Annotated in this window: 10 protein-coding genes; 8 read left to right on the top strand and 2 right to left on the bottom strand. The window is 46.5% G+C overall.

From position 1 onward, the window contains the following. Nucleotides 1–24: 24 nt before the first annotated feature. The 7 genes from DBK98_RS19355 (at nt 25) to DBK98_RS19325 (ending at nt 12,246) form a co-directional block, all read left to right on the top strand. Nucleotides 25–3,462, top strand: coding sequence for a TonB-dependent receptor (locus tag DBK98_RS19355; RefSeq protein WP_005807602.1), 3,438 nt, complete (start codon nt 25–27; stop codon nt 3,460–3,462). Between the two features lie 14 nt (nt 3,463–3,476). Further along, entirely contained in the window at nt 3,477–5,342 is a 1,866-nt protein-coding gene (locus DBK98_RS19350) for a RagB/SusD family nutrient uptake outer membrane protein (protein ID WP_005807600.1), read from the top strand. 104 nt (nt 5,343–5,446) lie between these two features. Beyond that, on the top strand, nt 5,447–7,003 hold the full coding sequence (locus DBK98_RS19345; RefSeq protein WP_005780558.1) for a beta-N-acetylhexosaminidase: 1,557 nt from the start codon (nt 5,447–5,449) through the stop codon (nt 7,001–7,003). Nucleotides 7,004–7,018: 15 nt separating this feature from the next. Further along, entirely contained in the window at nt 7,019–8,533 is a 1,515-nt protein-coding gene (locus DBK98_RS19340; RefSeq protein WP_032535732.1) for an arylsulfatase, read from the top strand. Nucleotides 8,534–8,634: 101 nt separating this feature from the next. Then, complete coding sequence (locus tag DBK98_RS19335; RefSeq protein WP_005807594.1) at nt 8,635–10,089, top strand: ATP-binding cassette domain-containing protein; 1,455 nt, start codon at nt 8,635–8,637, stop codon at nt 10,087–10,089. Between the two features lie 190 nt (nt 10,090–10,279). Further along, nucleotides 10,280–11,026, top strand: coding sequence for a 2,3-diphosphoglycerate-dependent phosphoglycerate mutase (gene gpmA / locus DBK98_RS19330; protein WP_005807593.1), 747 nt, complete (start codon nt 10,280–10,282; stop codon nt 11,024–11,026). Nucleotides 11,027–11,193: 167 nt separating this feature from the next. After that, on the top strand, nt 11,194–12,246 hold the full coding sequence (locus tag DBK98_RS19325; protein WP_005780549.1) for a class I fructose-bisphosphate aldolase: 1,053 nt from the start codon (nt 11,194–11,196) through the stop codon (nt 12,244–12,246). A 178-nt stretch (nt 12,247–12,424) separates the two neighbouring features. On the opposite strand, the gene DBK98_RS19320 is transcribed toward DBK98_RS19325, so the two are convergent. Continuing rightward, nucleotides 12,425–15,343 carry a two-component regulator propeller domain-containing protein gene (locus tag DBK98_RS19320; protein ID WP_005807591.1) on the bottom strand — a complete coding sequence of 973 codons (2,919 nt, stop codon included), beginning with the start codon at nt 15,341–15,343 and terminating at the stop codon, nt 12,425–12,427. A gap of 196 nt (nt 15,344–15,539) precedes the next feature. Here DBK98_RS19320 and DBK98_RS19315 point away from each other — a divergent pair, with 196 nt between their 5' ends. Then, complete coding sequence (locus DBK98_RS19315; RefSeq protein WP_005780545.1) at nt 15,540–17,189, top strand: beta-N-acetylhexosaminidase; 1,650 nt, start codon at nt 15,540–15,542, stop codon at nt 17,187–17,189. 100 nt (nt 17,190–17,289) lie between these two features. Here DBK98_RS19315 and DBK98_RS19310 read toward each other — a convergent pair whose 3' ends face one another. Then, nucleotides 17,290–18,756 carry an arylsulfatase gene (locus tag DBK98_RS19310; RefSeq protein WP_005807589.1) on the bottom strand — a complete coding sequence of 489 codons (1,467 nt, stop codon included), beginning with the start codon at nt 18,754–18,756 and terminating at the stop codon, nt 17,290–17,292. Nucleotides 18,757–18,928 lie beyond the last annotated feature (172 nt).

Below are 18,928 nucleotides of genomic sequence, written 5' to 3'. Positions count from 1 at the left end.
ATTAATTGATTAACTCGCAAAATTATGAAATTAAAAATCAATTTAAGGAATATTCTATCCGTAAAAATTCATAAAATAGTCCTTTTACTTCTCGCTTTATGCATTTATAACACTGCTTACGGGCAGAATCAGCGAATAAGTGTATATGGTAACAATCAATCTTTGCAAAAAGTATTCGAACAGATAGAGCGGCAAACCAAGTTAAGTGTGACATACAATCAGACCAAGCTGGATGTAAACAAGAAAATTAAGGAAAACTTTATAGACAAAAAGCTTGCTTTTGTGATGGATGCTCTTTTGAAGAATACCGGGTTTACTTGTAGCTATGAACTTGAACATATAGTTATTACTCCTTCTGTGCAGCCAAAAGAGAAAGCTGCTGTCAAGCAAACTGTCCAGATGAAAAAAATAACGGGTAAGGTAACCGGCATTACCGGTGAGCCTCTCATAGGGGCCAATGTACTTGCCATAGGCAGTAAGCAGGCTACGATCACGAATCTCAACGGAGAGTTCACGTTAGAAGTTCCTGCGGACGGCAAACTGCAGGTTACGTATATCGGTTATCTGCCGCAAGAGGTCAGTACCAATGGGAAAAACCAGCTCGTCATTCAGTTGAAGGAGGATTCAAAGTTGATGGATGAAGTGGTGGTGGTCGGCTTTGGAACACAAAAGAAAGTCAATCTGACGGGAGCCGTTACCTCCGTCAATATACAGGAGACACTGGGTGACCGTCCGATAACGAATGTTACGGCAGCTCTGCAGGGAGTTGTTCCGGGATTAAAAATTGAAGGTACAACCGGTACACCCGGTGACAATTTGTCGTATAACATCCGTGGAACTACTTCTATCAATGGTGGCGGTCCTCTGGTATTGGTTAATAATGTTCCGATGGATATCAATATGATCGATCCGCAGGATATTGAATCGGTCTCTGTCTTGAAGGATGCAGCTTCTGCAGCCATTTACGGGGCGCGTGCAGCGTTTGGAGTGATTCTTATCACCACTAAGCAGGGAAAAAAGGACATGGCGCCTAAGTTTAATTATAATAACAATTTCTCGTTCTCCAAGGCATTGGAATTACCGCAAAAGGCGAACCCGCTGGAGTCCATATTGGCATATAAGGAAATGGGATGGCCTAATGATACGTATGTGGATGGTAAGAATATACCTCAGTGGGAAACGTATATACGTGATTATATGGATAATCCTTCCAAATATCCTCAAGGGTATGTTTTCGACGAAAACGGGAATCTGTTCCTGATGAGAGAAAACGACATGTTTGCGGATATGATGGACAATTATGGCTTTATGCAAAACCATAGTTTCTCGGTTTCGGGAGGAGGTTCCAGAACGAATTACCGCATCGGTTTGGGATATACCAACGAAGACGGAATTCTGATTACCGATAAGGACCGATATGAACGTGCCAATCTGTCGAGCTTCCTTAGTGTGGAGGTCAACAAATGGCTGACGACCCAATTGGATATACGGTATGCCAATTCTACCCAGAACAAAGTAGAGCAAGGCGGAAGGAACGGAATCTGGGGAAGTGCCATGCAACTCCCTTCTTATCAGAATATTTCGCCTTATGAAGTGGATGGGATTACTTATCCTGCTGAAACTTCCGCCACTTACATCCGTTATGGAGAACCGCGCATCGTTAAAAAAACTGACTTCAGAGCTTTGGGACGTATTATTATTTCACCTCTGAAGAACCTGAAGATAACAGGTGAATACACATATAACAGGGTGACGAATTACAACCGCATGTATGTGAACCAGTATAAATACATCGGAATGAATTTTACCGGTGTCCTGAATAATACGGAGAACACGCGGTATGCACTGACTCAGGGATTTAACAACTACAATGCGATCAACGTTTTTGCAAATTACGACTTTTCAATAGGTAATCATAATATAGGGGTGATGGGTGGATTCAACCAGGAAGAGAATCATGCTGAATCACAGTGGACGGAAAGAAAAGATGTGTTGTTGAGCAACCTGCCGTCCATATCGGGAGCTACCGGAACTACAACGGCTACAGACACATTCAATGAATATGCCCTTAGGGGACTCTTTTACCGCGTTAATTATTCGTACAAGGATCGGTACATGGTCGAAGCTAACGGACGTTATGACGGAACTTCACGTTTCCCTAAAAACAATCGTTTCGGTTTTTTCCCTTCTTTCTCGGGAGGGTGGCGCATTTCGGAAGAGCCTTTTATGGCAGGAACCCGGAGTGTTCTGTCTAATTTAAAGTTTCGTGCGTCCTGGGGATCGATAGGAAATCAGATCATTTTGCTGTCTGACGGTACACCGGACAATTATCCGTATATACCGGAAATGGCTCCGGGACTAACCAATTGGCTGGTAGACGGCAAAAGACCTACGACTCTGTCTACGCCGGCTATGGTCAGCAATGCGTTTACCTGGGAGAAAGTATATACGCTTGACTTCGGTGTCGACTTCGGATTTTTTGATAACAGGCTGAACGGAACTTTCGACTGGTACCGGCGTGATACGAAAGGTATGCTGGCACCGGGTATGGATTTGCCTTGGGTGGTGGGAGTAGCTGCCGCCAAGCAAAATGCCGCGGATCTGAAGACCTATGGCTGGGAGCTGGAACTCAACTGGAGAGACCGTATCAAAGATTTCAGTTACCGTATCGGATTTAATCTCTATGATTCACAGAGTGAGATTACTAAGTTTAACAATGAAACCAATTTGTTGGGTACTTATCGGAAAGGACAGAAGATTGGTGAGATCTGGGGATATGTAACCGACCGTTTTTATAGAGAAGACGATTTCAATGCCGACGGAACCCTTAAAGAAGGTATTCCTATCCCGAAGGGAGTTGGAAAAGTGTATCCGGGGGATGTGCTTTATAAGAATTTTGATGATGATGCCAGTACCATCTGGACTGGAAAAGGGACAGCAGACGATCCGGGTGACCAACGTATTATCGGTAATTCTACACCGCGTTTCCATTACGGAATCAATGCAGGTTTGAGCTGGAAGGGATTCGATCTTTCCATTTTTCTTCGTGGTGTGGGTAAGCGTGACTTTTGGCGTACTGATCAGATTGCATGGCCTACAGGTACATGGGGAAGTTTGTTTAAAGAAACCCTTAACTTCTGGACACCGGAGCATACAGATGCTTATTTTCCGAGAGTATATGCAAACAATGGTGTGAATACCGGTTCGAATCGCTGGAAGCAAACCAAGTATCTGGCCAATGCGGCTTATGTGAAACTGCAAAATATCACCTTGTCTTATACATTGCCTAAAGCGTGGTCTAAACAAGTTTACTTTGACGAAGTCAAGGTCTTCTTCAGTGGGGAAAACCTTCATACATGGGATCATTTACCGGAAGGTCTGGAGTCGGATATGCTTTCAAAAGGAGCATGGGAGTATCCGTTTATGAAGAAATTTTCACTTGGATTTAATGTCACATTCTAAATAACCGAAATAGTATGAAGAAATATACATTTGCCTTGTTTATACTCAGTGCGATCGCTTTTACCGGTTGCCTGAACAATGATTTTATGGAAAGGTATCCGTTGGGCAATCCGACGGAAGAGACGGCCTTTGTGACGTATGATAACTTTAAGGCATATGCCTGGGGATTGTATGAAACACTTCCGAAATTAGGGTACGGTGATACTTCAACAGACGATATCTCGTATAATCAGACGCGGGGAAGCAGCGAAAGCAACTGGATCAGGGGACTGGTCACTGTGCCTGATAAGAGGAATAATACGACTTGGGATTATTATGGTTTTATCCGTCGTGTCAATCTGATGTTGGGACGGATAGACGGTTCCCAGATGACTGAGACTGAGAAGGCGCATTGGAAAAGTGTCGGATACTTCTTTCGTTCATACCGCTATTTTTCATTACTATCTGCTTACGGCGGCGTACCTTGGATAGACCGAGTATTAAGTGATAATGATACAGAGTTGATCAACGGTCCCCGTGCTTCCAGAGACGAAATCGCGAAGCATATTCTTGAAGATTTGCAATATGCCGAGCAGCATATCAACGTCAATGGTGATGGCAGTAATACGATTAACAGAGCCGTCGTACAGGCATTTATGTCCCGTTTCTGTCTTTTTGAAGGAACATGGAGAAAATATCATGGATTGAATGATGCCGAAACTTTTCTGAAAGAATGTAAACGGGTGTCTGCCGAGGTTATGAGCAGCTATCCTGAAATTTGCAGTAACTACGATGATCTGTTTTGTTCACTCGACCTGAAAGATGTACCGGGAGTCATACTCTATCGGGAGTTCTCGAATGCGGAAAACGTAGTACATGATACCAGCATTCAGGGAACAACCGGATCGTCCTACTATAACCCGACTCGTGACTTGGTGGACAGCTATCTCTGTTCGGATGGGAAAACCCGCTGGAACAGTCCGTTGTTCCAGGGAGATAAGGATATGTACAGTGAGTTCAGTTGCCGGGATCATCGACTCTGGCTGCAAGTGACTCCTCCATACAGAATTGACCGATCGGCTTCTACCGATGCTTGGGGGAATAAGTGGGAATTTACCGATGTCGCTAAGGACAGGAGCTTTATCGATAGCCTGAATATCCGGTTGGGAATAGGGTATGGAAGCGGCAAAGAGAGACAGAAGACGTTACCTTTCCGCCAGGGGTATGACGGAGGTATTCTGGGAGCAGTTCCGCATTTCGATTTCTATTTGGAAAATCAGCCTTGGTACAAGTCGGCTTTCGGGTATAATAATTGGAAGTATTATTGTACTTATTTGTCGATGGGATCGCAGCGAAATGAAGAGACCGATATGCCCATCTTCCGGGTAGAAGAGGTGATGCTGAATTATGCTGAAGCAACGTGTGAGTTGGGTGAATTCGATCAGTCCGCGGCCGATCAGACAATTAATAAACTGCGTATCCGTGCTAACGTGGCACCTATGAAAGTGGCGGAAATCAACGCCGCTTTCGATCCTAAGCGCGATCTGGGCGATCCTGCTTATCCGGGTGACTATGCTGTCAATCCTTTGTTATGGGAGATTCGCCGCGAACGGCGTATCGAGCTATTCTCCGAAGGGTTCAGGTTCGACGATCTGCGGAGATGGAAGAAGTGCCATTACGCGTTAAAGAAGAAGTTGGGTATGTATGTCAAGACATCGGACTTTCCCGCTGGAACGAAGGTGACGATTGACGGAGGTGGCGCAGAGGGATATCTTGAATTCCATCCTGTACAAACCCATACTTGGCCCGAATATTATTACTTGAATCCTATTCCACGTAATGAAAGGGTGCTGAATCCTCAGCTTGCTCAAAATCCGGGTTGGGATGACGGAGTAGAGTAGCCCCTTCCTGATTGATAAATGGTTTTAACCGTGTGATAAGAAACTGTCCCGAGAAATTCTTATCTTTGGACAGTTTCTTGTCACACTATAAATACTATGTTTAGATGAAATACCTGATTTTAATACTGCTTTTCCTCGGTTCGCACGCCGTCCGTCTGTGCGGACAAACGATCTTACCTACACCTGATTACCTCGAAAAAGCCAATGGACAGTTGCAACTCCAAGGCAAGATACGGATGCATGCTCAAGATGCTTCCGCTTCTTTCCTGCATTTGTTTTATGAAAAACTGATACCGAAAAGTGCCGTGGAATGGTGTAGTGAAAAGGGGCACAGCCAAATCTCCTGGGAGAAAGATGCCACACTTCCCGCAGAGGGTTATCGCATTCTTGTTACTCCCGAGAAAATGACTGTTCGTGCGGCAGATAACGCCGGTTTTATTTATGCCGTTCAGAGCCTGAGACAATGGGGTACACGGGAAGGGGACAAACTTATATTTCCTTGTGCGGAAATCACTGACTTTCCGCGAGTGAAATGGCGTAGCTTTATGCTGGATTCGGGACGCCAGTACCAAAAGGTCTCTACCATCAAGAAATATATCGATATGGCTTCGATGCTGAAAATGAATTATTTTCATTGGCATCTGACCGAGGGTCTCGGTTGGCGTATCGAGATAAAACGCTATCCGCTTTTGACACGGATCGGAGCTTTCGTAGGACAGGGGCCGGAGCAACAGGGATTTTATTCCCAGGAAGAGGTAAAGGAGATTGTCAGCTATGCGGCAGACCTCGGTATCACGGTTGTTCCCGAGATCGACATGCCCGGACATGCGGAGGCCGCACTTAATTCGTATCCGCGGTTGGGATGTTTCAACATTCCGGTGAAAGTGCCCCAAAGCGGTTTTACACAGAATATTTTTTGCGCCGGCAAAGACAGTACACTCACCTTCCTGCAGAATGTACTGGACGAAGTGTGCCGGATGTTTCCATCCGCTTATATTCATCTCGGAGGCGATGAGGCTCCTAAGGGAAACTGGGATAAATGTACGGATTGTCAGGCACGGATTGCGAAAGAAAAACTGAAGGACAGCCATGACCTGCAATTATGGTTTTCGGCCCGAATGGCAAATTACCTGAAACAGAAAGGACGGAAGGCTATCTTTTGGGGCGATGTGATTTATAAGGACGGTTATCCGTTGCCGGATAATGTGGTTATACAGTGGTGGAACTGGAGAGGGCACAAGGATCTGGCTTTGAAGAACGCTGTCAGGCATAATTACCCGGTGATTTGCGGTACGAACTATTACACCTATCTGAACTTCCCGCTCACTCCTTGGAGGGGATATGCCAAAGACCGCACTTTCGATCTGGAAGATGTGTATCTGCATAATCCCTCTTACAGGCCACGGGAAGAAAACCCGCTTATCCTCGGAATGAGTTCTGCACTGTGGACAGACGATGGAGTAACCGAAGATAGGATCGACCGTCGTGTCTTTCCGCGTATTCTTGCGCTTGCCGAACAAATGTGGTATTCCGGCAAACCGTTGAGTTTCGATGAGTTTTACGGTAAAGTTCTTCTGAAGCAACCATGGTTCGAACAACAGGGGTATTCATTCGGCCCTGCCCTGAAAAAGGAGGTAGACGTAAATTATAAATGGGATTAAAAAAAGAAACTTAGCATGAAAAGAATAGAAATCTATATCGGACTATCCGTATTTGCTTTATCGGCAAAAAGTCAGGTTAAAGAATCTCAACCCAATATCATCTATATTATCATGGACGATTTAGGGTATGGGGATATTGGTTGTTATGGTTCCGGAAAAATAGAAACTCCGAACATAGACCGGCTGTGTAAAGACGGCATCAGTTTCACCCAGCACTATACCGGATCGCCTGTTTCGGCACCGGCACGCTGTGTGCTGATGACAGGTATGCATTCGGGACATGCACAGATACGGGCCAATGATGAAATGGCATACCGGGGAGCCATCATGAATTATGACTCCATGTATGTGCATCCGAATCTGGAGGGACAGTATCCTCTGAAGGCCAATACAATGACTATCGGAAGGATGATGCAGCAGGCGGGATATGCCACCGGATGTTATGGGAAATGGGGGTTGGGTGCTCCGGGATCGGAGGGTACTCCCAATAAACAGGGATTCGACAGTTTTTACGGATATAACTGCCAGCGGCAAGCGCACAGTTACTATCCGGCATTTCTGTATAAGGATGAAGACCGTGTATATCTGAACAATAAAGTGCTCGACCCTCACACTGCCCAGCTGGATCCCGGAACAGATCCCCGCGATGAAGCCAGTTATGCCAAATTTTCACAGAAGGAGTATGCTAATGATCTTATTTTTGATGAACTGATTTCGTTTGTCGGACAGAATAAGAAGAAGCCTTTCTTTTTGATGTGGACTACTCCGCTTCCGCACGTGTCATTACAGGCACCGGAGAAGTGGGTGAAACACTATGTCGAAAAGTTTGGAGACGAGGCGCCTTACACCGGGAAAGCCGGGTATATGCCTTGCCGGTATCCGCATGCGACTTATGCTGCCATGATCAGCTACTTCGACGAACAGATAGGTAGACTGATAGAGAAACTCAAGGCAGATCATTTGTATGATAATACCATTATCATGTTCACTTCCGATAACGGTCCAACCTTTAACGGCGGAAGCGATTCACCGTGGTTCGATAGCGGAGGCCCTTTCAAGTCGGAGTATGGCTGGGGAAAATGTTTTGTTCATGAAGGGGGAATACGGATACCTGCCATTGTTACCTGGCCCGGAAAGATCAAACCTTCCACTCAAAGCGATCACATTTGCGGATTTCAGGATGTAATGCCTACTTTGGCGGATATTGCGAAGGTTGATTGTCCGCCGACTGACGGAATCAGTTTCCTGCCCACTTTGCTCGGCAAGACCGGACAGCAGAAAGAACATGCATATCTGTATTGGGAATATCCCGATCCGGTGATCGGTCTGAAAGCCATTCGTATGGGTAAGTGGAAGGGAATTATCGACAATATCCGGAAGGGAAACTCTACAATGAAGTTATATGATCTGGAGAAGGATCTCAGGGAAGAGCACGATGTGGCAGGCGAATATCCGGAAATTGTCCGGAAACTGACGAAGTTGATGGAAGAGTCGCATACCGAACCGGAAAACCCTAAATTCAGGTTCTGACCGGCTACGATTGCCCAATACTACGATTTTTTTTACTCTTATTCTGTCTCTTTGTGCGGATTTTGATATACTTTTGCTCCGCCTAATAATGAAATAGGATAATGGAACAATACACATTCAGTATAGCGGGTGGCGTAGCACGCAACCCGCTTGTACGTTTGGCACAACCTGTCACAGCACAAATCGCTGCCGGCGAACACATTGCTATCGTAGGTCCCAACGGCGGAGGGAAGAGTTTGTTTGTAGATACGCTTCTGGGTAAATATCCCTTGCGTGAAGGTACGGTGAAATACGATTTTTCTCCTTCTTCTACTCAGACAGTATATGATAACGTGAAATACATTGCTTTTCGTGATACATACGGTGCAGCAGATGCTAACTATTATTATCAGCAACGCTGGAATGCCCACGATCAGGAAGATGCCCCCTCCGTGCGGGAGATGCTGGGGGAAATCAAAGATAAACGGCTGAAAGAGGAATTGTTTGAACTCTTCCGCATCGAGCCGTTGTTGGACAAGAAGATCATTCTCCTTTCCAGTGGGGAGTTGCGCAAATTTCAGCTGACTAAAACTTTGCTGACTGCCCCCCGGGTACTGATAATGGACAATCCTTTTATTGGTTTGGATGCACCGACCCGTGAACTGCTTTTCTCCCTGCTCGAACGCCTCACCCGGCTGTCGTCTGTGCAAATCATCCTTGTGCTTTCGATGCTCGATGATATTCCTTCGTTCATTACCCATGTGATTCCGGTAGAAGACTTGACTGTGCTTCCGAAAATGGAACGAGGGGCTTACCTGACTGCATTCCGTGTGACCGATGTACCCGTGACTCTGGACGCATTGCAACAACGTATAGCCGGATTGCCTTATGACGGAACCAACTATGATTCCGGGGAGGTGGTAAAATTAAATAAGGTCAGCATCCGTTATGATGACCGTACCATCCTGAAAGAACTCGACTGGACTGTCCGTCGGGGCGAGAAGTGGGCATTGAGCGGAGAAAACGGTGCCGGTAAATCTACGTTGCTTAGTTTGGTTTGTGCGGATAATCCTCAGTCGTATGCTTGTGACATCAGCCTTTTCGGACGCAAGCGGGGTACAGGTGAAAGCATTTGGGAGATAAAAAAGCATATCGGTTACGTCAGTCCCGAAATGCACCGTGCCTATCTTAAGAATCTGCCGGCCATTGAGATTGTAGCTTCCGGGTTGCATGACAGCATCGGCTTGTATAAGCGTCCACAGGAAAGCCAGATGGCCACCTGCGAGTGGTGGATGGATGTGTTTGGCATTGCCGCTCTGAAAGACAGACCTTTTCTTCAACTCTCGAGTGGTGAACAGCGCTTGGCATTGCTGGCCCGTGCTTTCGTGAAAGATCCGGAATTACTTATTCTGGACGAACCGCTGCACGGACTCGATACGTACAATCGCCGGCGGGTGAAAAAGATCATCGAGGCCTTCTGCTGCCGTGAAGATAAAACGATGATTATGGTAACCCATTATGAGTCGGAACTGCCCTCTGTCATTACCGATCGCCTTTTTCTAAAGAGAAATCGTTGATATTCAAACACAGAGCACACAGAGTTATCTCTTACTTCGAAAGAATGGTCTTTTGCATTCTCTGTGTACTCTGTGGCAAATTTACAACTCACTTTCATCATTTTTAGGTATTGACTGTTCCTTTTACTTTCGTGAACTTTGTACTCAATACAAATGTTCTATAATAAACACCTAAAGAAAGGAGAGTTGAATGAAAAAGATTGTGTTGCTCCGTCATGGAGAAAGTGCATGGAACAAGGAGAACCGTTTTACCGGCTGGACCGATGTCGATCTGACAGAAAAGGGAATTGCCGAAGCCTGCAAAGCGGGTGAACTACTGAAAGAAAATGGATTTAATTTCGATAAAGCTTATACTTCGTACCTTAAACGAGCGGTGAAAACGCTGAATTGTGTGCTCGACCGGATGGATCAGGACTGGATTCCGGTGGAGAAGAGTTGGCGTCTGAATGAGAAGCATTATGGCGATCTGCAAGGATTGAATAAAAGCGAGACGGCTGCCAAATACGGTGACGAACAGGTACTTATCTGGCGCAGGAGTTATGATATAGCTCCCAATGCCCTGTCGGAAGACGATCCGAGAAATCCACGTTTTGAGAACCGCTATCGGGAAGTGCCCGATGCAGAACTTCCCCGGACGGAATCTTTGAAAGATACCATCGACCGCATCATGCCTTATTGGAAATGTATCATTTTCCCGAATCTGAAAACCGCTGATGAAATTCTGGTGGTTGCCCACGGCAACAGTTTGCGGGGCATTATCAAGCACTTGAAGCACATCTCCGATGAAGAGATCGTGAAACTGAATCTGCCGACTGCTGTTCCTTACGTATTTGAATTCAGTGACGAACTGAATCTGGAAAAAGACTATTTCCTGGGTGACCCCGAAGAAATCCGGAAACTGATGGAAGCGGTTGCCAATCAGGGAAAGAAAAAATAAGATAAGAGGAAACCCCTCATTACGGAATAAAAATGAATATTATTCACCACAGAGTACACGGAGGACACAGAGTTTTAATCTCTTGTTTATTAAGATGTTTAAGAGAAAGATATTCTCTGTGTTCTCTGTGTACTCCGTGGTGAATAAAACTCAAAACCATTACAATTATGAATAAAATTATAGAACTATTGGGTAATCAGGCTGAATACTACCTGAACCACACTTGTAAAACCATTGATAAATCACTGATTCACGTGCCGTCACCGGATACGATCGATAAGATATGGATCGACTCGGACCGTAACATACAGACCTTACGCAGCTTGCAGACTTTGCTGGGACATGGTCGTCTGGCAAATACGGGATATGTGTCCATTCTTCCTGTCGACCAGGATATTGAGCATACAGCCGGAGCTTCGTTCGCTCCGAATCCCATCTATTTCGACCCGGAAAATATTGTAAAACTGGCCATTGAAGGCGGATGTAATGCCGTTGCTTCTACTTTCGGTATTTTGGGGGCTGTTGCCCGTAAGTATGCTCACAAAATTCCGTTTGTAGTGAAACTGAACCATAATGAACTGCTGTCTTATCCCAATTCGTATGATCAGGTGTTGTTTGGCACCGTCAAGGAGGCATGGGAGATGGGAGCGGTGGCTGTGGGAGCTACTATCTATTTCGGTTCCGAGCAAAGCCGTCGTCAGTTGGTAGAGATTGCCGAGGCTTTTGACTATGCGCATGAATTGGGCATGGCCACTATCTTGTGGTGTTATCTGCGCAACAATGATTTTAAGAAAGACGGGGTAGACTATCATGCTGCCGCTGACCTAACCGGGCAGGCAGACCGTCTTGGAGTTACCATTAAAGCGGATATTGTGAAGCAGAAGTTGCCTACTAATAACGGTGGCTTCAAAGCAATTCATTTTGGAAAGACAGACGAAAGAATGTATACCGAACTGACTACCGATCACCCGATTGATCTTTGCCGTTATCAGGTAGCCAACGGATATATGGGACGTGTCGGTTTGATTAATTCCGGTGGCGAATCACATGGAGCTTCCGACCTGAAAGACGCTGTTGTTACGGCGGTAGTGAATAAACGTGCCGGTGGTATGGGGTTGATTAGCGGACGTAAAGCTTTCCAGAAACCGATGAAAGAGGGAGTGGAATTGCTCAATGCCATCCAGGATGTATATCTGGATGCATCTGTCACCATTGCTTGATTGAGTTTGATTGTTAGAATGGAGAATGGGGTATGGCTGTGTCGTACTCCATTTTTTATTCAGTGAAGTTATATTCGGATAAGAAATATGCTGGGTCCGAAAGGGTGTAGCTATCCGAGGCATAGGGTGTAGCCATGTACTCCGGATGGTTATACCCTATGCATCGGATGGCTACACCCTATTGCTTTTTCCTTATTTTCTCTTTATACTGAGTCGGTGTCTCTCCTGTATATTGCTTGAATGAAGTACTGAAATAACGGGATGTTGTAAATCCTATTTTTTCCGCTATCTCTGTAAAGGTGAGATCGGTGGTTGAGATCAGTTGGATGGCCTTTTCCATGCGGAATTTATTGATGTAATCGTTGGCGCCCATGTTGGTCATGGCCTTTAACTTGTTGTAGAGTGAAGCACGGCTCAATCCCATTTCCGTACAGAGGAAGGTGACGTCCAGTTCGGGACTGTCCAAGTGGTCGGTGATTAGCCGGTTCAGTTTTCGTAGGAAAGTCTCGTCTGGTTGGCTGAGTTCGCTCTTTTCCTCTTTGGGTATATTTTTAATGTCGGTGTCCGTTTTACTTTTCTCTCCATTACGGAGCCGGTTTCGTATCAGCTCTACGATTTGCAGTTCTCTTTCACCCGTCTCGGTGAACGAGGGGAGGAGTTCGTTGCTGACATTGACCAGGAATCGGATTTTTTCTTCATATTCCTGTAACTCCCGCTCTTTTAGTTCCCATTTCAACCGGTTTTGCCTGCGGCGCAGAATGGTGAGAATGACGGCAGCAATGACACCCGATGCAATAAGCAATACACAGATGATGAACCATCCGCTCCGGTACCAGGGAGGTAGTATGGTGAGTGACAGGATAGGACGGAAGGGAGTCCAGTCGCCATTCTTGGTACTGCATGCGGCCAATATCCGATATTTGCCTGCCGGAAGTGAACGGATAATCAGTTCCGGATCGTACGATTCAATCGGTTCGTCGTTCAATCCTTCTATCTGATAACGGTATCTTTTTTTACGGAAAATATCTTGTTCGTGGGACATTATGCGTAAGGTTATGGTCCGGCTGTCCTGCGGGAGGGTCAGTTTCTCCGGCTGTCCTGTTATCTGCTTAATGGCCGGTTCGCCGTTTATGTATACGTCGGTCAGTTCCACTTCCGGAAAGTCGGATGGAGCTGTCGAAAAACGGTTGTCGATGCAGAGCAGTCCGTTTGCGCCTCCCATATAAACTTCTCCCTTGCCGGAGACAAGCCGGGGCTTTGCCAGATATTCATTCGGAATAACTCCGTCCGATTCGCCGAAAAGGATGAACTTCCGGGATTGCAGCATCCAGGCAAACAACATGTGGTCTGCCCCGATCCATACTTTTCCCCGATGATCGCAAATGACCGAACTCACTTCACCGAACAGGGAAGTTGGCAACGGATGATACCGGTTGGTCGACGGCGTATACTGTCCCAGTCCGGTGTTGCTGCCAATCCAGAAATCACCTTTCTCGTCCATCGAAACAGAATATAATAATGTATCGCCCGTACAGCTGAAAAGTCTTTTCAGACAGTTGTTTGTCCGGTCCAGTTCGTAGAGGGTACGGCTGTCGTTGAGGTAGGTGAAACGCTCGTTGTGGGCAATGGCATTCATGCTGCCGGCAATCTCCATACCTTCTTCTTCATTCACTACGCGTATTTTCTGCGAGCCGGTGTCGTATCGGTAAATATGTCCTGCCAGCAAGAGGACGCTGCCCGGTTCGTCCTGATAGACATTTACCGCCATTCCGCTGTAGTAGAGATATTGTTTGAGGCGGGGATGGTCGATGGTCAGTAACTGTTGCTCTCCATTCGCTTTGTTGTAAACAAACAATCCTTTTGAAAAGACAGAGAGTAAGAGCGTTTCCCGGGTGAAACCGGCGATAGAGACTACTTTGTCTCCCCAGGTAGACCGGTCGTGACGGAACTCTTCCGTGTCGGGGTCAAGACTGTTGATACCTCCGCCGTCTGTACCGATCCAGATCCGTCCGTCCGATTCGTCCTGATAAAGACTCAGTACGGCGGGATCACTCAGCCCTTTGCTACTTCCGGGAAAGACATCGGTATAGGTCTTCATGGATACTTCACGGATATTGATCAAACCCTTGCGAATGCTTCCGGCCCACATGTTGTTATAGGTATCGTTGTAGAGCGATAGGATAGAGTTGACGGGAAGTGAATAGTTATCTCCGGGAATATGTTCAAGAACGCTGATCTGATGGTTGTCCGGACGTATGATATTGATACCTCCTCCGTCTGTTCCTACCCAGATGTGCGAGTCCCGTTCGGCTATGCTAAGCACCACGTTGTTGCTGAGGCGGGAGTTTGCGGTAGTGTACGAGGCTAACAATCTGCCTTCGGGACTGAAGCAGCGCAAGCCTTCATTGTAGGGGGCCACCCAGATGCGGTTGTGCGAGTCGATCAGAAGTGCCATGATCTCTTTCCCACAGTCGAATGGAGGGAGACGGCGTTCTCCCGAACGGAGATTGATCAACCTGAGACCTTGCCATCGGCTGCAACATAGCAGCGTCTCTTCGTCCCATCGGCTGATGGCGGAGATGGCGAAGTAAGGGTCGGAACTGAAGTCCAGCAGAAGTTTTACGGAACGGTTTTCGTAATCGTAACGATAGATGCGGTTGCGGCCGCCGAAGATCACCCCCTGTTCCGTCAGGCAAGCGGAATAGGCGAGGATGGAATGTCCCTGTTCGTCTTGTGGAGTTGTAAAATCGTCGCTTTGCCTGCGATACTGCGCTATTCCGTCATCGGTCAGTACCCAGATGTTGTGTTGATTGTCTTCAATGATCTGATGGATGTAATTGTGTGGCAACGAGTGCGCATCTTCTTTCCGGTGGATATATTTCTTCAGCTTTTCTCCGTCGAACCTTCCCAATCCCGCATTGGTGCCTATCCATACGAAACCTTTGGGTTCGGTATAGACACATCGCACGGTAGAAGGGAGTCCCTCCTTCAGGGAAATCTGTTTATAGTAGTAATGGCCGGCTTTCAGCGGGAGGCAGCAGACTGCCAGAAGTATGGTCAACCAACAGAGAAGGCCGGTATATGGGTTGTTTTTCATGGATGCATATCTATCACGTTAACGGCAAAAGTAACAGTTTGCATAGACGTGACCAAAAAAATGGAAATAAAATCTTATCTTTGCCGAAATGAATAACATTAACCACAGAGTACACAGAGTCCCATAGAGCGTATCTTCTATGCTTCCTTCCTCTATGGAACTCGGTGTGACTCTGTGGTGAGCAAATCAAAACACTATGAACAAGAGATTATTATTCCGTTTAGCTCCCGGTTTGTTGGCCGTTGTGCTATTCTGTGCCTGTCGCCCCGCAGTTATCGAAAAGGGGAATCTGGACGTAATTCCTCAGCCGCAAGAGATTGTCCTTGCCCAAGACACTACACCTTTTGTTATCAACCACAGTACTACGATCATCTATCCGGCAGCTAATGAAAAAATGCATCGTACTGCCGATTTTCTGGCTACCTTTATAAAAGAGATGACCGGAACCGAAGTCCGTGTGTCCGATAAAGAGAAGGGCAGTAACGCCATTATCCTTGCTGTAGATACGACAATGACTCACCCGGAAGGTTATAAACTTGAGATCACCCCCGAGAAGGTTCTTCTCACCGGAGGCAGTGAGGCCGGAGTATTCTACGGTACCCAAACCATCCACAAAGCCCTTCCGATTCTGAAGGACGGAAAAGTGGCGGCAGCTCTTCCTGCCGGGACGGTTACCGACTTTCCCCGTTTCCGTTATCGTGGATTCATGATCGACGTAGGTCGCCATTTCTTCCCCGTCAGCTACCTCAAACAGATGATTGACCTGATGGCATTGCATAACATCAACTATTTCCATTGGCACCTGACCGAAGACCAGGGGTGGAGAATTGAAATCAAAAAGTATCCCAAACTAACGGAAATAGGTTCCAGACGAGATTCTACCATTATTGACTGGGAAACCAAGAAGTTCGATGGAAAGCCTCACAGTGGTTTCTATACACAGGATGAAGCCCGTGAGATTGTCCGTTATGCGGCCGATCGCTTCATTACGGTAGTTCCCGAAATAGACCTTCCGGGACATACTACAGCCGCCCTGGCTTCTTATCCGGAACTGGGTTGCACGGGTGGTCCCTATAAGGTGCTTTGTTCATTTGGTGTATTTTCCGATGTGCTTTGTGCCGGTAACGAACAGACACTTCAGTTTACTAAAGACGTGTTGGACGAGATTATGGATATTTTCCCTTCCGAATACATTCATATCGGTGGAGACGAGTGTCCGAAGAGCCGTTGGGAGAAATGCCCTAAATGTCAGGCTAAAATTAAGGAACTGGGTATCAAAGCGCTGCCTAAACATTCGAAAGAGAATCAGTTGCAGACCTATTTCATGTCTGAGTTGGAGAAAGAGATCAACGCCCACGGACGCCGTATGTTGGGATGGGACGAAGTATTGGAAGGCGGTCTGACCCCGAATTCTACCATCATGTCATGGAGGGGTATTCAAGGAGGCATCGAAGCTGCGCGCCAGCATCACGATGTCATCATGACTCCTATCCAACGGCTCTATTTCAGCAATCCGCGCATTAATAAGATGACCGGATTCGAATGGATGAATCGTGTATATAACTTCGAACCTGTTCCTGCCGAACTGACCGATGCCGAAAAGAAGTTTGTAATCGGTACTCAAGGTTGTATCTGGACGGAGTGGACTGCCGATTCAACCAAGATGGAGTGGCAGATTTTACCTCGAATGGCTGCTTTGTCCGAAATACAATGGACATTGCCGGAACATAAAAATTTTGACCGTTTCATGGAACGTCTGCCTGAGATGTTGAAGATTTATTCCGATCTGGGGTATGGCTACCGGAAAGATGTCTTTGCGGCAGATACGGTGGCAGTGAAGCAATAACTGCAAGTTATTAATAATATAGAGGGCACAGAGATAACTTCTTTCAATGGAAAATCTCTGTGCCCTCTGTGTATTCTGTAATGAAGTAAAATGTTTCTTCTTATTTTTCTCCCGGTAACAGTGGGAAATTAGGATTCGGCACATGTGCAGCCTGCATAATGCCTTTCAGTTCGGCCACTTTTTCCGGGAACTGGTTCAGTACATTGTGGCGTTCCGACGGATCGGAATTCAGGTTATAGAGTTCGAAATACGGATTTTTGCCGCGAACGTTCATGTGAACTAACTTCCACGGGCCTTTACGTACGGCTTGGCGTCCGTTCATCTCCTGGAACTCAAAATACAGATATTCGTGTTCTTTCTGTCCTTTGCGGTTTTCAAGTAGTGGTAACAGGCTCACACCGTCCATCTGTTGGTTCTTGGCTTTCGGGTTCAATATTTCACGGAAAGTGGGCATTACATCCCAGAACGAACACATGAAGTCGGTTTGGGTGCTGGGTTGTACACGTTCCGGCCAAGAGATGATCATCGGTACACGGATTCCTCCTTCGTAGAGGTCGCGTTTATATCCGCGCCAGATACCGTTGCTATTGAAGAAGTCCGGATCGGCTCCTCCTTCCATGTGCGGTCCGTTATCGCTGGCAAAGATGATGATGGTGTTGTCATAGATACCCATATCTTTCAGCTTCTGTACAATCTGGCCTACATATACGTCGAGGCGGTAAACCATGGCTGCAAACGTTGCGTGAGGGTAGAACTGAGAGCAGTATCCGCCTTTACGGAATGCCGGGTTACCCGGTTCGGTGCCATGGAAAGGTTTCTCGGGATACTTGCCGCGGAACTTTTTGATAATGCTGTCTTCGGGCACAATCAGTTCGGCATGAGGGATGATGGTAGGATACCACATGCAGAACGATTCTCCGCTTTTTCCCATCCGGTCAAGGAAGTCGAGTGCCTTTGAGTGGATCAGGTCTTGTGAGTAAGTACCTTTGCCATACTGCACATCCAGTGTGTTGTCTTTCAACTCTACTCGTTTGTCATTGTCCCACAAGTGATCGGGATAGTAGCTGTGTGCCAGCAATTGGCAGTTGTAACCGTAGAATTCGTCAATTCCCTGTTTTTTCGGATCGCCTGTAGAGCCGATGAATCCCAGTCCCCATTTACCGAAAGCGCCGGTTTTGTATCCTGCGTTCTGAAAATCGTGGAAGATGGTCTGTGCATCTGCCGGCAAAGGGAATTGTCCTTCCGGATCGAGTTCGACGTTACCACGGATAGCCGTATGTCCGCTATGAGTGCCTGTCAGCAGGCAAGAGCGTGAGGGGGCACTTACCGTTGTTCCCGAATAACATTGGGTGAAGCGCATTCCTTCCTGGGCCAGTTTGTCGATGTTGGGAGTTTCGAACTTCTCTTGTCCGTAGCAACTCAGGTCACCGAATCCGAGGTCATCGGCCAAAATGAAAACTACGTTCGGCTTTTTGGGGTCCTGAACTTTTTTCTTTTGTGCAAACGCTTGTTGTGTTCCGGCCATGCCGACAAGCAGCGCACTGCTGAGCAATAATTTTTGATTCATAAAAAGAGTTTGTTGATTAGGTTTGTATTTAGTTCATTCAGTATTTGTTTTTGAGTTTAATTCACCACGGAGGCCACAGAGAACACAGAGAATATCTTTCTCTCAAACATCTTAATCAACAAGAGATCAAAACTCTGTGTCCTCCGTGTACTCTGTGGTGAATCGTATTCAT

It is taken from the genome of Bacteroides sp. PHL 2737 (assembly GCF_004115325.2).
Taxonomy (GTDB): domain Bacteria; phylum Bacteroidota; class Bacteroidia; order Bacteroidales; family Bacteroidaceae; genus Bacteroides; species Bacteroides hominis.
Note: the sequence above shows the minus strand (reverse complement) of the source record. Positions and strands in the feature narration are given on the sequence as shown.

What these genes read in the sequence shown, in the direction of transcription:
- DBK98_RS19315 (WP_005780545.1), top strand. Translation starts at nt 15,540, where the DNA reads ATGAACAAGAGATTATTATTCCGTTTAGCTCCCGGTTTGTTGGCCGTT.
- DBK98_RS19355 (WP_005807602.1), top strand. Translation starts at nt 25, where the DNA reads ATGAAATTAAAAATCAATTTAAGGAATATTCTATCCGTAAAAATTCAT.
- DBK98_RS19310 (WP_005807589.1), bottom strand. Translation starts at nt 18,756, where the DNA reads ATGAATCAAAAATTATTGCTCAGCAGTGCGCTGCTTGTCGGCATGGCC.
- DBK98_RS19340 (WP_032535732.1), top strand. Translation starts at nt 7,019, where the DNA reads ATGAAAAGAATAGAAATCTATATCGGACTATCCGTATTTGCTTTATCG.
- DBK98_RS19325 (WP_005780549.1), top strand. Translation starts at nt 11,194, where the DNA reads ATGAATAAAATTATAGAACTATTGGGTAATCAGGCTGAATACTACCTG.
- DBK98_RS19350 (WP_005807600.1), top strand. Translation starts at nt 3,477, where the DNA reads ATGAAGAAATATACATTTGCCTTGTTTATACTCAGTGCGATCGCTTTT.
- DBK98_RS19335 (WP_005807594.1), top strand. Translation starts at nt 8,635, where the DNA reads ATGGAACAATACACATTCAGTATAGCGGGTGGCGTAGCACGCAACCCG.
- gpmA (WP_005807593.1), top strand. Translation starts at nt 10,280, where the DNA reads ATGAAAAAGATTGTGTTGCTCCGTCATGGAGAAAGTGCATGGAACAAG.
- DBK98_RS19345 (WP_005780558.1), top strand. Translation starts at nt 5,447, where the DNA reads ATGAAATACCTGATTTTAATACTGCTTTTCCTCGGTTCGCACGCCGTC.
- DBK98_RS19320 (WP_005807591.1), bottom strand. Translation starts at nt 15,343, where the DNA reads ATGAAAAACAACCCATATACCGGCCTTCTCTGTTGGTTGACCATACTT.